Annotated in this window: 12 protein-coding genes and 1 pseudogene; 1 reads left to right on the forward strand and 12 read right to left on the reverse strand. The window is 70.2% G+C overall.

Features of this window, described 5'->3' with window-relative positions; all coding sequences use genetic code 11:
* Window positions 1-248: 248 nt before the first annotated feature.
* Window positions 249-359, forward strand: a pseudogene (locus tag Q0840_RS19045) (leucine zipper domain-containing protein); the annotation flags it as partial.
* A gap of 418 nt (window positions 360-777) precedes the next feature.
* Here the strand turns inward: Q0840_RS19045 and Q0840_RS03690 are convergent.
* The 12 genes from Q0840_RS03690 to Q0840_RS03745 all read right to left on the reverse strand — a co-directional run bounded on the left by Q0840_RS03690 (window position 778) and on the right by Q0840_RS03745 (window position 14,100).
* On the reverse strand, window positions 778-1,008 hold the full coding sequence (locus Q0840_RS03690; protein WP_298456594.1) for a hypothetical protein: 231 nt from the start codon (window positions 1,006-1,008) through the stop codon (window positions 778-780).
* A 247-nt stretch (window positions 1,009-1,255) separates the two neighbouring features.
* Window positions 1,256-2,140: a DMT family transporter gene (locus Q0840_RS03695; protein WP_298456596.1), complete on the reverse strand. Its 885-nt coding sequence runs from the start codon at window positions 2,138-2,140 to the stop codon at window positions 1,256-1,258.
* 79 nt (window positions 2,141-2,219) lie between these two features.
* Window positions 2,220-4,721 (reverse strand): heavy metal translocating P-type ATPase, encoded by a 2,502-nt coding sequence (locus Q0840_RS03700; RefSeq protein WP_298456598.1) that lies wholly within the window; start codon window positions 4,719-4,721, stop codon window positions 2,220-2,222.
* Between the two features lie 139 nt (window positions 4,722-4,860).
* Window positions 4,861-5,157 (reverse strand): metal-sensitive transcriptional regulator, encoded by a 297-nt coding sequence (locus Q0840_RS03705; protein ID WP_298456600.1) that lies wholly within the window; start codon window positions 5,155-5,157, stop codon window positions 4,861-4,863.
* Window positions 5,158-5,233: 76 nt separating this feature from the next.
* Window positions 5,234-7,963, reverse strand: coding sequence for a heavy metal translocating P-type ATPase (locus Q0840_RS03710; protein ID WP_298456602.1), 2,730 nt, complete (start codon window positions 7,961-7,963; stop codon window positions 5,234-5,236).
* The gene (locus Q0840_RS03715; RefSeq protein ID WP_298456604.1) at window positions 7,960-8,229 is read right to left on the reverse strand and encodes a hypothetical protein; all 270 of its coding nucleotides are present in this window, start codon (window positions 8,227-8,229) and stop codon (window positions 7,960-7,962) included. The genes Q0840_RS03710 and Q0840_RS03715 overlap by 4 nt, the downstream gene beginning before the upstream one ends.
* Window positions 8,222-8,956 carry a hypothetical protein gene (locus tag Q0840_RS03720; protein ID WP_298456606.1) on the reverse strand — a complete coding sequence of 245 codons (735 nt, stop codon included), beginning with the start codon at window positions 8,954-8,956 and terminating at the stop codon, window positions 8,222-8,224. Before Q0840_RS03720 ends, Q0840_RS03715 begins: the two co-directional genes overlap by 8 nt.
* Window positions 8,917-9,309 carry a hypothetical protein gene (locus Q0840_RS03725; protein ID WP_298456608.1) on the reverse strand — a complete coding sequence of 131 codons (393 nt, stop codon included), beginning with the start codon at window positions 9,307-9,309 and terminating at the stop codon, window positions 8,917-8,919. Before Q0840_RS03725 ends, Q0840_RS03720 begins: the two co-directional genes overlap by 40 nt.
* A gap of 435 nt (window positions 9,310-9,744) precedes the next feature.
* Window positions 9,745-12,831 (reverse strand): LysM peptidoglycan-binding domain-containing protein, encoded by a 3,087-nt coding sequence (locus Q0840_RS03730; RefSeq protein WP_298456610.1) that lies wholly within the window; start codon window positions 12,829-12,831, stop codon window positions 9,745-9,747.
* Complete coding sequence (locus Q0840_RS03735; protein WP_367183065.1) at window positions 12,828-13,292, reverse strand: pilus assembly protein TadG-related protein; 465 nt, start codon at window positions 13,290-13,292, stop codon at window positions 12,828-12,830. Before Q0840_RS03735 ends, Q0840_RS03730 begins: the two co-directional genes overlap by 4 nt.
* Entirely contained in the window at window positions 13,289-13,744 is a 456-nt protein-coding gene (locus Q0840_RS03740) for a TadE/TadG family type IV pilus assembly protein (protein ID WP_298456614.1), read from the reverse strand. The genes Q0840_RS03735 and Q0840_RS03740 overlap by 4 nt, the downstream gene beginning before the upstream one ends.
* Window positions 13,741-14,100: a TadE family protein gene (locus Q0840_RS03745; protein WP_298456616.1), complete on the reverse strand. Its 360-nt coding sequence runs from the start codon at window positions 14,098-14,100 to the stop codon at window positions 13,741-13,743. The genes Q0840_RS03740 and Q0840_RS03745 overlap by 4 nt, the downstream gene beginning before the upstream one ends.
* Window positions 14,101-14,142 lie beyond the last annotated feature (42 nt).

The raw sequence follows: 14,142 nt of genomic DNA on the forward strand, positions 1-14,142 counted from the left end.
CAACTACATCGCCCGAAGCCTGCTCGAGACCGGCGGCTTCAGACCCCAACTCCTACACCCCCGATTGGGATGAGCCCCTTTGGGCCCGTAGTTCTCTCGTCCGCTGCTCTCGGCCACGACGTCGCGGAACTGGGGGATCTGCGCCAGCTGAGAGTTGTACATCGTGTTGCGGAGCTCGACTAACGGCAGCGCGCAGTGGTGGCGCGACGCTGGCAGGTGCTGCGCCCTGTCGCGCAGGACCGCGTCCCCTGACCGTCGCGGCGCGCGACGCCGGGGTGCCGCTGCGCTCGGCGCAACAGTGGCTGACCCGCTACCGGGCCGCCGGGCTCGCCGGCCTGGCCCGCACCGACCGCTGCCACCGCGGCCACCGACCGAGCTGGTCGCCCTGGTGGAGGGTCTCGCGCTGCAACGTCACCGGCCTGCCGTCGCGAGTTCACCCGCTGGGCGGCCCGCGCGGCCCTCGAGCACGGCTGGCCGGTCCTGTCCTACAGCACCGTCCACTCGATCGTCACCGCCCTGGACCCGAAGTCGCTGACGCTGCCCCACGGCGGGCCGGTGGCACTGCGGACCGCTACGAGCTGGTCTACCGGCGTAAGTCCCAGCGGCCGAACCAGATCTGGCAAGCCGACCACACCGAGCTCGACCTGCTCGTGCTCGACGAGAAGGGCGCCCCGGCCTGGCCGCGGCTCACCGTCGTGCTCGACGACTGCTCCCGCGCCGTCGACCGGCTACACGGTGTTCCTCGGAGCACCGCAGCAGATCGGCGCAGCCTTGGTCTTAGTGGTGCGTGTGCGTCCGAGTGTCCTGACCGGCACGGGTTGGCTCGTCGGAGGCACTGTTGTGTCCATTCATGCCGCGCATGCCCCACATCATGGCGATCATCATCGCGACGCAGCCCAGCGGCCACAGCAGCAGCAGCGCGCTGCTGCTGATCATGCCGGTGAAGTAGAGGACGGCGCCGATCGCGATCGCGCCGAGCATGAGATAGATGTGCTTGCCGTGGTTCATCTGAACCCACTCCCAATCTGTCCTGGGTATGGCGGCGCCCGCAGGAACCTGCGAAAGCTTCGACCACACATTCGACGCTACGGTGCAGATCCCGGTCAGAGCAGGACGAAGGTCCCCCTAAGAGTGGCGGTAGCGCCGCGAGTTCCACTGAAAGCTGGCCTATCGGAGAGCCCGCCGAGAGCGAGGCGCCCCCTTCGAGCGGAGCGGTTGCCAGGGCTGCGCGTGGGTGCGGGCCGGGCACCACGTCTTATCGCGTCGCCGTCTTAGAAGGGGTCGGGGTCGCGTGTAGCGGCTCGGGTCGTGGGCTGCGGTGCGCGGGCCGTAGGGCTGTCCACATAGCAGCTAGTACCGCTGAGAGCCCGGCGACGGTCCAGCCGCTGGGCCGTTCGCCGAGGACGGCGACGGCGAGTATGACGCCGAACACCGGGGCGAGGAAGGTCCACCCGGTCAGGGCGTCCATGCGGGAGTGGCGGGCTTCGGTGAACCACGCCACGGTGCTGGCGGCGGTACCGACCAGTGCTAGGAACAGCAGTACGAGCATGAATCGAGGTGTCCAGGCGATGACCGGCGCACCCTCGACTGCCGTGGCGAGCACGACGAGCGCGAGCCCGCCGATCATCAGGTGCCATCCGGTGGTGACCACCACGTCCAGGCCTGCAAGGCGCCGCGAGAGCAGGGTCCCGGCGGTGATGGCCGCTGCGGCCAGCAACGACATGGCTGCCCCGCGGCCACCACCCCCGGGCACCGCGACCAGGACGAGGCCGGTGAAGCCGATCACCAGCGCTGTAGTGGTCCGGGCGGAGAGCTTCTCGCCGTAGAACCACCAGGCGGGCAGCAGGATCAGCAGCGGCTGGGCGTTGGACAGGACGGCGGCTGCCCCTGTGGCCAGGCCGGCGACACCGGCGAACATGGCCGCGAAGGCGATCGCGACGTTGACGATGCCCAGCAGGGCGACCTGTCCCCACGCCCGGGCGCCGGTCGGCGTCGGGCGGTGTTGGACGGCGCCGAGCGCCACCAGGGCCGCGCCGGCGAGCAGCGCACGCAGTGCGGCGAACCACAGGATGGGTGCGTCTCGCAGGCCCAGCTCGATGGCGATGAAGCAGGCGCCCCACGCTGCGGTGATCCACAGCATGCGACCAGGCTTCGGCGGGCGCAGCGCGACGGCTGGTAGTGCGGCCGGGTCGGCGGAGGCGGGGTGCATGTGCTGGCGGTCAGCGGGTCCCGGCCGGGGCCGACACGGTGGATGCCAGTTCCGGGGGCGCGGGATGCGGCGTGGCGGGCGCGTGCTGGTCGGGTAGCCGGAGCCGCTTGAGGAGCAAGGCGTTGACGGTGACGATGACGGTGGAGCCAGACATCGACAGGGCGGCGATCTCCGGGCGGAGCATGAGCTCGAACGCGGGGTAGAACACCCCGGCTGCGACGGGCAGCGCCAGGGCGTTGTACCCGATCGCCCAGGACAGGTTCTGCCGTTCCTTGCGTACCGTGCCCTTGCCGATACGCAGGGCGACGGATACGTCGAGCGGGTCGGATCGCATGAGCACCACGTCGGCGGTCTCGATCGCCACGTCGGTGCCGGCGCCGATTGCGATCCCGAGGTCGGCCTTAGCCAGCGCGGGGGCGTCGTTGACACCGTCACCGACCATCGCCACCGTCTTGCCCGCGCGTTGGAGCTTGGTGACCTTCTCGGCCTTGTCCCCTGGCAGGACCTCGGCGATGACCGTGTCGATGCCCAGCTGGTCTGCGATGCGCTGGGCGGTGGCCTGGTTGTCCCCGGTGAGCATGACAACCTCGATCCCGGTCGCGTGCAGGGCGGCCACGGCGGCCGCGGCTGTCTCGCGGGCGGCGTCGGCCAGGGCGATGACTCCCATCGCGTGTCCGTCGACGGCGGCCAGGACCACGGTGCGTCCTGACGCGGCGAGCTCCTCACGCCGGGCACCAAGCTCACCAAGGTCCACGTCCTCCCTGGCCATCAACCGCAGGTTGCCCACCAGGACCCGGCGCCCGTCGACCGTGGCCGTCGCACCGTGACCGGGCACGTTGAGGAACTCGCTCACTACCAGCGTCGACACGCCGAGCTCGGCGGCGTGGTTCTCGATGGCCCGTGCAAGGGGGTGTTCGGACTCGCGCTCCACGGCGGCGACCAGGGCCAGCATCTCTGCCTCGCTGATCCCTATCGCGATGACGTCGGTAACCTCCGGCTCGCCCTTGGTCAGGGTGCCGGTCTTGTCCATCACCACCGTGTCGATCCGAGCGGATCCCTCCAGGGCCGTGGCGTTTTTGAACAGCACCCCACGCTGGGCGCCCAGGCCGGTCCCGACCATGATGGCCGTCGGGGTAGCCAGGCCCAGGGCGTCGGGGCAGGTGACGACGACCACGGTGATCGCGAAAAGCATTGCTTGCGCGACGCCCGCGCCGGCGAGCATCCAGACCGCGAACGTGCTCGCACCACCGACCAGAGCCACGAAGACCAGCCAGAACGCCGCGCGGTCGGCCAGCCGCTGGCCGGGGGCTTTGGAGTTCTGCGCCTCCTGGACCATCTTGACGATCTGCGCCAGGGCGGTGTCACCCCCGACCTTTGTCGCGCGTGCCCGCAACGTCCCGGTGGTGTTGATTGACGCACCGATCAGTTGCGCGCCGGGTGCCTTGCCTACCGGCATGGACTCCCCGGTGACCATCGACTCGTCGACCTCGGACTCCCCGTCCTCGACCACGGCGTCGACCGGGATCTTCGCCCCGGGGCGCACCAGCAGCAGGTCACCGACAACCACCTCGGCTGTGGGGACCTCCACCGGCTGACCGTCGCGCATCACGACCGCTTGGGACGGGGCCAGCTGGAGCAGGGTGCGAACGGCGTCGTTGGCGCCGCCGCGGGCCCGCATCTCGAGCCAGTGCCCGAGCAGGACGAAGGTGGTCAGCACGGTGGCGGCCTCGTAGAAGACCTCACCGCCTCCGGTAAACGTGACCACCACGCTGTACAACCAACCCGCCCCGACCCCCACCGCGACCAGAACCATCATGTCCAGCGTCCTGGCGCGCAGGGCTCGGTAGGCACCGTCGAAGAAGATCGCCGCCGAGTAGGAGACCACCGGGATCGACAAGATTAACGAGAAGACGTCGTCGCGCAGCGCGAAGGGCGCCGGGACCGTGAAGCCCAGGACCTCCCGCCCGATCGGCGACCACAGCAGCAGCACCACCGACAGGACCGCCGCGACCACGAACCGGTTGCGCATGTCCCTGGTCATGTCGGCCATCGATCCGCCGTGGCCGCCGCCGTGACCCATCACCGCGTGTGCGGACCGGTCAGCATCCTGTGCACCGCCGTGCCCTGCGTGGCCGGCGGGTGCAGACTTGCCACCGTGCCCGACGTGCGCGTGCGGCTCGGGGAGTTCGGCGTGCGGGACGTCGGCCTCGCGCCCGGCTTTCGCCGCTTGGCCAGCGTGGGTGTCGTGGTCGTTGGCCGGTTCGGTCATGGGGTCGCACATGTGCGCCGGGACGGACTGCCCGGCGCAGTGGTACCCGCAGTCGGTCACCCATCCCACCAGTTGGCCCACCGACGTCGTGTCCGGGTCGTAGGTGACCGTCGCGGTCTGGGAGGAGGCGTTCGCCCGTACCGCCAGGACGCCGGGGCGCCGGGCGAGCGTCTTCTCCATGACGGGTTCTGACGTCGCCCAGTGCAGCCCGGCAACCTGCAGGACGGTGGTTTGACTCTTCATCGGACAATCCTTCCGGCCCGAGGGGCCGATGGGTGGTGCTCGCTGTGAGCGCGACGGTTGTCGGCCCAGCGCTGTTTTGCTGTGGATCCTCGGACGGCGCGCGGCCGCGGGTCCGCGCTGCGGACCGCCCGTCCCCCGGCTAGCTCCGCACGAGCCGCGCGATGGCTTGTGAGGCTTCTTTGATCTTGGCTTCTTGGTCAGGGCCACCTGCCCTGGCCGCTTCGACCAGGCAGTGGCTCATGTGCTGGTCCAGCAGGGCCAGCGCTACGCCCTGCAGCGCCCGTGAGGCTGCGGCGACCTGGGTCAGGACGTCGATGCAGTACCTGTCGTCTTCCACCATGCGGGCGATGCCCCGGACCTGGCCCTCGATCCGGCCCAAGCGGTGGAGCACGTCCGTGGTAGCGGCAGGGTGGCCGTCGAGCATGGGTGCGCTCATCTCCGATTCCTTTCTCCGGCCATTCCCGCGAGGCGCCGCGGGTCCTGCCGGGGCCGTGGCCCCGGCAGGGGCCCGGTCATGCGGTGGCTGCGGCGGTGTACTTGGCCGGGTCGGCCGCGAAGGCCGTCGCGCAGTGCCCGGAGCAGAAGTGGTAGGTGGTGCCGTCGTGCTCGGCGCTGGCCGCCGCCGTAGCGGGGTCGACCGTCATGCCGCAGACGGGGTCGGTGACCTGGGCGGGTGCGTGGGACATGGTTTCCTCTTTCTCTTCTTCGTCGCGTCCGACCTCCACCACCGGGTCGGTGGCTGGGACACGGACGTCGTCTGGGGCAGCTCGCGGGGTAAACCGGCGAAGCCGGTTGGCGTTGGCCACCACGGACAACGAGGACAGCGCCATGGCGCCCGCGGCAATCATCGGGCTCAGCGTCAGGCCGAACGTCGGGTACAGGACGCCGGCCGCGATCGGGATGCCAATCCCGTTGTAGAGGAACGCGAAGACCAGGTTCTGGCGGATGTTGCGCATCGTGGCCCGCGAGAGGTCCACCGCCGTCACCAGGCCGGACAGCGCCCCGGAGATCAACGTGATGTCCGAGGACTCGATGGCCACGTCCGTCCCGGTGCCGATGGCCGAGCCGACATCGGCTTGGGCCAGGGCGGGGGCGTCGTTGATGCCGTCGCCGACCATACCGACCACGCGCCCTTCGCCCTGCAGGCGCTTGACCTCGGCAGCCTTGTGCTCGGGCATGACCTCGGCCAGGACGCGGGTGATGCCGACCTGGCGGGCGATCGCCGCGGCCGTGTCGCGGTTGTCTCCGGTCATCATGATCACATCGATGTCGCGGGCCCGAAGGGCCGCGACCGCGGCCACCGAGCCGGGCTTGAGGGTGTCCGCGACACCGATGACACCGGCGAAGCGCCCGTCGACGACGGCGAGCATGGGAGTCTTGCCGTCGCCGGCCAGGCGGTCGACGTCACCCTGCTCGGCCACGATGCCTGCGCCCGCCAACAGCCGCCGGTTCCCCACCAGGATCTCGCGCCCGGCAACGAGGGCACGTACGCCCTGGCCGGTGACCGAGTCAAACGCCGTGGCCTCGGGCAACTCCAGCCCCCGATCCATGGCACCGGCCACGATCGCAGCCGCCAGCGGGTGCTCCGAGGAACGCTCCACCGCGGCCACAAGTGTCAGGAGCTCGGCCTCGGTGAAGCCCTCGGCCGGCAGGACGTCAGTCAGCGCAGGGGTGCCCTTGGTGATCGTGCCGGTCTTGTCCAGCACAACCGTGTCCAGCTTGTGAGCGGTCTCCAGCGCCTCGGCCGAGCGGATCAGGATGCCCGCACCAGCGCCCTTGCCGGTCCCGACGGTGATCGACAGCGGGGTGGCCAGGCCCAAGGCACAGGGGCACGCGATGATCAGCACCGACACGGCGGCGACGAGGGCGAAGACGAACGCCGGCGGTGGGCCGACCAGCGCCCACACCACGAAAGCCCAGATCGCGATGCCGACCACCGCAGGGACGAAGTAGCCCGAGACCTCGTCGACCAGGCGCTGGATCGGGGCCTTGGAACCCTGCGCCTCACGGACCAGCCGGATGATCTGGGCCAGCATCGTGTCCGAGCCGACCTTGGTCGCGGTATACCGGAAGGTGCCGGTCTGGTTGATCGTGGCGCCGATGACGCCGTCACCGGCGGACTTGGTCACCGGGATCGGCTCGCCCGTCACCATCGACTCGTCCACCGCGGAGCTGCCCTCGAGGACCTCCCCGTCCACCGGGAGCTTCTCACCGGGCCGCACGACCACGACGTCCCCGGCGACGACCTCCTCGATCGCGACGTCACGCTCCACACCGTCGCGGACCACGCGGGCGGTGCGCGGCTGCAGCCCGATCAACGTGCGGATCGCCTCACCGGTGCCCGCCTTGGCCTTGGTCTCCAGGAGCCGGCCAAGCAGGATCAGCGTGACGATCACCCCTACCGCCTCGTAGTAGACCTCCCTGACCTCTACCGGCAGCAGACCAGGGGCGGCGGTCACCACGAGGCTGTACCCGAACGCGGCGATCGTGCCCAAAGTGATCAGCGAGTTCATGTCCGCCGTGCGGTGGGACAGCGCCAGCCACCCCGTCTTGTGGATCGGCCAGCCGGTGTACAGCATCACCGGCGCGATCAGCGCGAGCTGCAGCCACGGGTTCAACAAGAACGACGGAACCCACATAGCCCCGAAGAGCTCGTGCGCCATCACGGCGAACAGGACAGGCAGCGTCAGCGCGGCACCAATGACGACCCGGCGGACCAGGTCGGCGATCTCTGCGTCCCGCTCAGGCTTCCCCTCGTCCGCGCCGGCAGGTGCGCCCTCGGATGTGGCGCGCTCGGGTCGAGCGATGGAGGCCGTTGGCGGTCCGCTGACGACCTCCGCTGTCGCCTGCTCAGCCGTGCGCACCTCGGCGTCGACAACCTTCAGACGCCCGCGGACCATGTTCATCCCGCATGCAAACTCAAAGTCACCCGTCGCCTGCGGCACTAGGTGCACAGTCGTCGTCTCGAACGCCGGCAGGACCTGGTTGACCCGGAAGGCCGGGATGACGACGCGGGAGGTGCACTCCCCGGCCTCCTGCCGGTCGAACTCCATCCGCACCGGCACCCCGCGAGTCACTTGGATCACGTCCGGGCTGTAGCCACCCTGGACCTTGACCCGGACGACCTGGACACCTTCGTCCATCTCGCCCTGGTGGACCTTTTTCGGTCCGAAGAAGAACCACGCCAAGAACCCCGTCAGCGCAAGCGCCGCGACGACGACGCCCACCTCGGCGCCAGTCATCGCACACCTGCCGTAAGGACCCTGCTGTTGTCCAGCTCGATGATGCCCGCGGCCAGCACGTCCTCGCGTGCGTGGTCATGGCAGCCCGCACGCCCGTCGCCGGCCAGGAGGACGAATCCGGCGCGCTCGACTGCGAGCCGGATGTGCTCGGCAATGACCGGTGCACCGCTCGTCACCACCACCAGGGATGTACCGCCGACCTCGAGGTCGACCGCCGCCCCGCTCACTCCGGCAACGGTGTGCACGTGCTCGAGCACCTCAGCCATGCACGACCCACAAGTCAGGCCTTCGACGGCAAACGCGGTGGTCACCATGGCTAACATCTCCTCCGATGGACGTACCCCTGGGGGGTATTGCTTCCACCATACGACCCGCACCGGGAAGACGGGGCGGGCTGTGCATGAAGATCTGATGGCGTTTCGCGCCCGCGCGCAGGACGTCCACGGGCAAATTCTTGGTGAGAGATCGCAGCGCGGCGGCCGCACTGCAGAAGCACCCCCGAAGCCCTGGTCGTGCGCGTCGACGACGCGGTACGGGGTCCGCGCCGAGGCCGCTACGGTCGCCGTGGCGTCGTCGCTTATGGCGCCATCCATGGCCCACGGTGCTCACGCGGCGGGGGGGGCAGGCGAACCGGCTCAACGCCTGGGTGAACGCCTCGTTGACGTACCCGCCGTGCCACACCAGCACCGCCGGGTTCGAGGGCAGCGCCCTCACACCGAGTCCCTGGTGCCGCTGGGCGGCGAGCCGGTCCTGCTCGGTCTGCCACCGGGCCATCTCGTCGTCGTTCAAGTCCCGATCCTCGGTCATCAGCACCGCCGCGTCCGGGAGCGCCAGCGGAGCGGCATGCAGGGCCTCCAGGCAGTCGCGCAGCTGGAGCGTGGCGATCGCCTGGGCGGCGGTCCAGGAGCTGAGCCGGTTGCCGCGCAGCACCGGCGTGACCGTGGCGGAGAGGATCACCAGGAGCGTGTCAGCGAGGTCGGCGTCGGGGTACATCTCGGCACCTCGTCCGACCACCGGTCTGCCTCGTTGGTGACGATCGCCGCCACCAGGTCGATCAGGTCGCCGGCCGCGTCGTCCGCAGCGATCAGCAGGTCGTCACCGCCGGTCAGCACCGGCCGTCCAGCGGCCGCGGCGTGGTCGTCGTCGTAGCGGGCGGTGATGATCTCCAGGCCACCGACCCACGCGCTCGGCTGTTCGTCCTCCAGCAGCGTCACGCCGTGCTCGGCAGCCACCTGTGACAGGTCGAAATTGTCGAGCGTGTCACCTACGTGCTCGCACAGTGCATCGGTGAAGGCGCCGGGATCGAATGAGGCGCCGATGCCGACGTGCCAGGTGTCCAGCCCCAAGTCCCAATGGGGCGCCGCGGTTAACGGCGGTCGCCACCTCGAAGAAGGCGGACGTCGGCGTCAGGCGCAGCGGTCGGGGTCGGCAGCACGCCGGCAGGTCGTCGACGAAGCGGATCCCAGAAGCCCCAAACAGCACGCTACCGGTCGGTCCCGGCGCCCGTGGGTGCCTCTCGCTTGGCGTCAGATTGAAGGCCGATGATGATCGTTATGGCCGTACCGCCGCATCTGTCAGATCGTTCTAAATCGGGGTGGCCCAGTGCGTCCGGGGGCCCTCGCGACCGGGCTGGGGGGGGGGGGGGGGGCAGGAGCGCCCGGCCGTCTTCGCCGTCGGTCAGACGTGTCGCGGGTGACGGCTCAGCCCGGTTCACCGCGGGCGCGTCGGTGGCTCAGGACTAGTGAGTGCCGACAATGTGGGCTCGCCAGTACGTGGTCGTGTCAGCCGACGTACTCGGGATCGAGGTCTTCCAGTGTGGCGAGTAGTTGTGCGGCGAGTCGGTCGGCCTCCTCGACGTCGCCGCGGCAGCGAGCCGCTCGAATCGCATCGTCGTAGAGGTGTTCTGAGCACGGCTCGGCGAGGAGGCCGTGGGTGGCGGCGGAGAGCGCGCCTTGGTAGTCCCCGGCGGCGAGGAGCCCGGCCGAGAGGACGTGAGCGGCGTCGACGATAGCGGCGACCATTTCCTGGGTGTCGTGCTCTGCCCAGGCATACTCGACGCCAGTCACGCCGGAGAAGGGTCGCCCCCGCACGAGTCTCATCGCTGCCTGCAGGTCCTCCAGCCCATCAGGACCCGCGGCGTAACCGGCGCGCGCGAGATGCTGGAACTCGGTCCAGTCGCATCCGACGCTGGTGCCCAGACGGTACGTCCCGTCAGAGTCCATCGGCGCGAGCACCTTCGCGCTGACACGTTGGCGGGTGCGGTACAGCAAGCTATTGCGGGTCTGGTTCTCGACGCGTCGTCCACGCCACAGGACCTCCTCGAGCTCGGGGCCGGTCGCCTTCCCGCGCAAAGCAAGGAAGACGAGGAGCTCGATCGACCGTCTACCTAATGGACGGGCGCCGTCCGGCAGACCGTGGATTTCGATGGGGCCGAGGACCGTGATCCCTATTGTGGGCATCGTGCTCGCACTCTTGTGCGGGGCCGATGCAGGTTCGGACATGGCCGCCCGAGCGCGGGTTATGTCGTCGGCGCGATCGCCAGATGCGGGCAGAACGACGTCGTCGGCGCGTGGTGCCGCCGCCGCGGCGAGGAGGCCAGTCAGGCGACCGAAGTCGCCCTCGGAGAGTCGAGGGGGTCTTAGCCGAACGCCACCAGGCTCGAGGAGAGCCGTGCCGTCGTCTGCCACCGCCAGCGTCCACGCTCCCGGCGAGGGAGCCGTTGTGAGCAGGACGGAGCCGCACCATGCGGTCGGTGGTTCCCAGGCGGCCGCGCCATGGGTGTCGACGTAGAGGACGGGCAGCCATGTGTCGCTGGCCGTGCGATCGGATCGTGCCTGGAGGGTGTCGTCGACTCCGGCCGCAGTGAGGACTGCGCCAAGGGCGCGGGAGCGGTCGGCATGTTGGGGCGCCAGTGCGGGCGCCTCGGTGCACTGGAGTCTTGCTGCGTCGGATGCTGCTGCGAGTCCGGCGAACTGGGGTCCGGTGATCATGCCGATTCGGCCCGTCAGGTCGCTGGTGGCGAGTTCGGTGACCAGCGAGCGGAGCACGTCGCACGCGGCGTCGGGGTCGCCGATGATGGCGAGAGTGCCGGCGGCCTCGAGGTTGACGATCACGGTGGCGTCGTCGGTGTGGCCGATGGTCACCAGGGCGGGGTATGGCTCGGGGCGGTCCGGGTCGTCGTCGATGAGTTCGTCCTCAGCGACGGCCGCGGTCGGCGCGGACCACACGCGGTTGCCGGCGACAGTGAACGGCGCGACGGCGTCGACGTCGTCTTCCGTGAGGTGCAGCTCGAGAGTCTCGTCGCTCAGAGAGAGAGTGCCGATGCGCGGCAGGTCGCGTTCTGCGGCGTAGGCGCGGGTAGTGAGGTTCAGCAGGGCCGTCTTGAGCTGCGGGATCGACAGTGGGCTTGTGGCGGTGCGCAGGCTCTGCTCGGCCTCGTCGGTGGGCGAGCCGGGTGCCGGCATGGCGATGCGTTCTCCGATGCGGCGGCTGCGCTGTTGAAGGTGGCGGCGTCGGGTGAGCTCGCCGATGACGCCGACAGCAGCCAGTCCGGTGAGGCCAAGGAAGAGGGCGCCTGCGGACGGCAGGTCGTCCGTCACGTCGACCTGGCCCGCGGCCTCGGGCGCCACGGACCCCGGTGCTTCCCTCCTGAGGTCGGGCTGGGTGACCGGCGCGTGCATGGACCCGGGCACTGCCTGTCGCATGGTTTGGGCGGGTGGCTCGAGCGCCTCAGGAGGTTCCGGCTTCGACACGTTCGACGCTGCAGCCGTCGCGTCCGGGTTCACCTGCTGCGCGGCGCCATCAGCCGGCACAGGCACGGTGATCTCCCAGCCGGGAAGGATGAGATCGGGATCGGTGAGCGCGTGACCGTCAGCCTGTGGGACCCCGACGTTGACGTCGAAGACGTCGGAATAGCGAGCTCCGTCGCCCAGGTGGGTGGCGGCGATGTCCCACAAGGTGTCGCCCTCAGCCACGTGATGCATGGCGGCGCGAGCGGCGCCGTCCGATATGGCTTCCGTGAAGTCTGTCGGGGCGGGCACGTCTGTCGCGTCAGCGGGAAGGCGAAGCTGCCAGCCGGGGTAGATCCAGTGGGTGTCGGTCAGGGCGCCGCCGTCGGGCTGGGCCTGGCCGAGGTTCAGGTCGCGGATCTCGGTGTAGCGGTGACCGGAGCCGAGGTGGCGCTCTGCAAGGGACCACAGTGTGTCGCCGCGCTGGATCGTGATGACGGGGTACCGGTCGGTTTCAGGGCGCACTGCCGCCGGCTGGCGGGTCGTCATCACGTCGAACGTGTCCGGGACGGTCCCACCAGCGGCCGTCATCGGCGCATCAGCACCCGACCTAGCGCCCGCCGTGCCCGTCATCGACCCAACCGGACCCGTCATTGCGGCTGCCCCGTCCGGCATTCTCGCGGGCGGGGCGACGTGCGCGGGACCGGGCGCGGCGGCGATGACGGGCGTGGCGCCGGCGATGAGCGTTGGTGCGGCGGTGCTCAGGAGGAGCCCGGTGGTGGTGACCAGGGTGGCGGCGCCGCGCTGGGCCCAGCGCAACAACGGCAGCGACGGCGCCTGCATGTGGCGGACGCTGGCGACGACTTCCACGAGCACGCTGGCGGTGAAAGCCGCCCAGGCGAGCCACGCGATGATAGCGAGCGTGCCGAGCAGCAGCGACCCGTCATCGGGTCGGGTGAGCGTCGCGGTGATCGAGTCGAAGGTCGGCCAGGACTGCGGCCACCTGATCGGCGCCACCACAGCGAGCACGAGAGGCACCCCGAAGACGAAGGCCGTCAGGGCCAGGGCGGCACCGAGTCCGCGTGCGAGATCTCGCCCGGTGCGAACGGCTGGCCGCGTCGGAGCATAGGTGGGGGTCATGGTCGCTCTCCGGAGACGCGATGAACGAGCGTGGCCTCACTGTGGCCGGTGACGGTGAAGTTCGTGATCCCGATGAGGGACAGGAACGCCGTCGGGGAGGTTGCGGTCACGGTCACCTCGACAGTGGCGCCGCCTGGGCCGATGGTGACGGTCCCGGTGTGGTCTGCCGCTGCGAGGTAGGCGGTGGCGGCGTTGACCGCGCCTTGCCGGTCGACGGCGACGGTCTGGTGCCCGACGACGCCCGGTAGCGCCACTGCCTGGCCAGCGGCTCGGGCCGCTTCGGTGGCGATGGCGTCGGCGCGCTGAGCGGTGCGGACTTTGACGCCGCCGTCGACGACCAGACCGATTAGCACGAGCAGGCCGACGACGGTGATCGCCATGAACACGGTGACCGAACCGGCTTCTGGGTCGCGGGGGGAACGCGGGTGCTGGCCTGCCAGGCCGCGCAGGGGGCCGCTCATCGGGCACGGAACCGGTCGAGCGGCGACGTGGCTGCGGCGGTCAGATTGCGCGAACCGGGGAGCCCGGGAATGGCGAGGTCCGCGAAGGAGATGGTGCAGCTGACGGTCGCGGAGATGGTCGCTGTCTGCCCGAGGGGGACGGCGAACCCTGAGGTGTCGACCGTGACGCTCGACGTGGCGCACCGGATGTCCTGGCCGTCCAGCTCGCGGGCTGCGGCGGTGGCGGCGGTCGCCTGTGCAACGGCGGAGGTTCTGGCGAGGGACGCTTCGCGTGCCGCGCTGGTCGCGGCGTGCTCGACGGCGCCGGCGGCGACCTGAACGCGCCCGGCGAGGACGACCAGGCCGAGCAGGAGCAGGAGCGCTGGGGCGAGGATCGCCAGCTCCAGGGTGACGCTGCCCCGCTCACGGTCCGGACTGGACCACGCCCGGGGACAGGCGCAGGTTTGGGTCATGGTGCACCTGCCGTGGTGAAGCGTTCGATCGGCCCCGCAGCTGACTGCGTCACCGTCGGCCCGGGGATGCCGGGCAGGACCGACAGGGCTCGGCCGGCGACCAGGACACCGACCTGTTCGGCCCCGGGCGAGATGGCCGTCGCGGTGACGTCGGTGAGGGTGTCGGAGCCGTGGTCCTCGATGAAGGCCTGTGCCCGCTCGGGGCCCGCGGCGGGGTCGGCGTTGTAGAGCCGGGCCGCGGTGACGCCCTGCTGTGCCGCGGCCAGGGCGAGGGAGCGGGCGTGGAACCACAAGCCGTACTGGACGATCGCCGTGATCACGAGCAGCACGACCGGGAACAGGATGGCGATCTCCACGCTGGCGGTCCCGGCGTCCCGAGGGCCCCGGTCGCGGCCGAA

Origin of the sequence: uncultured Cellulomonas sp. (assembly GCF_947494015.1) — a bacterium.
In the GTDB taxonomy this organism is placed as follows: Bacteria; Actinomycetota; Actinomycetes; order Actinomycetales; family Cellulomonadaceae; genus Pengzhenrongella.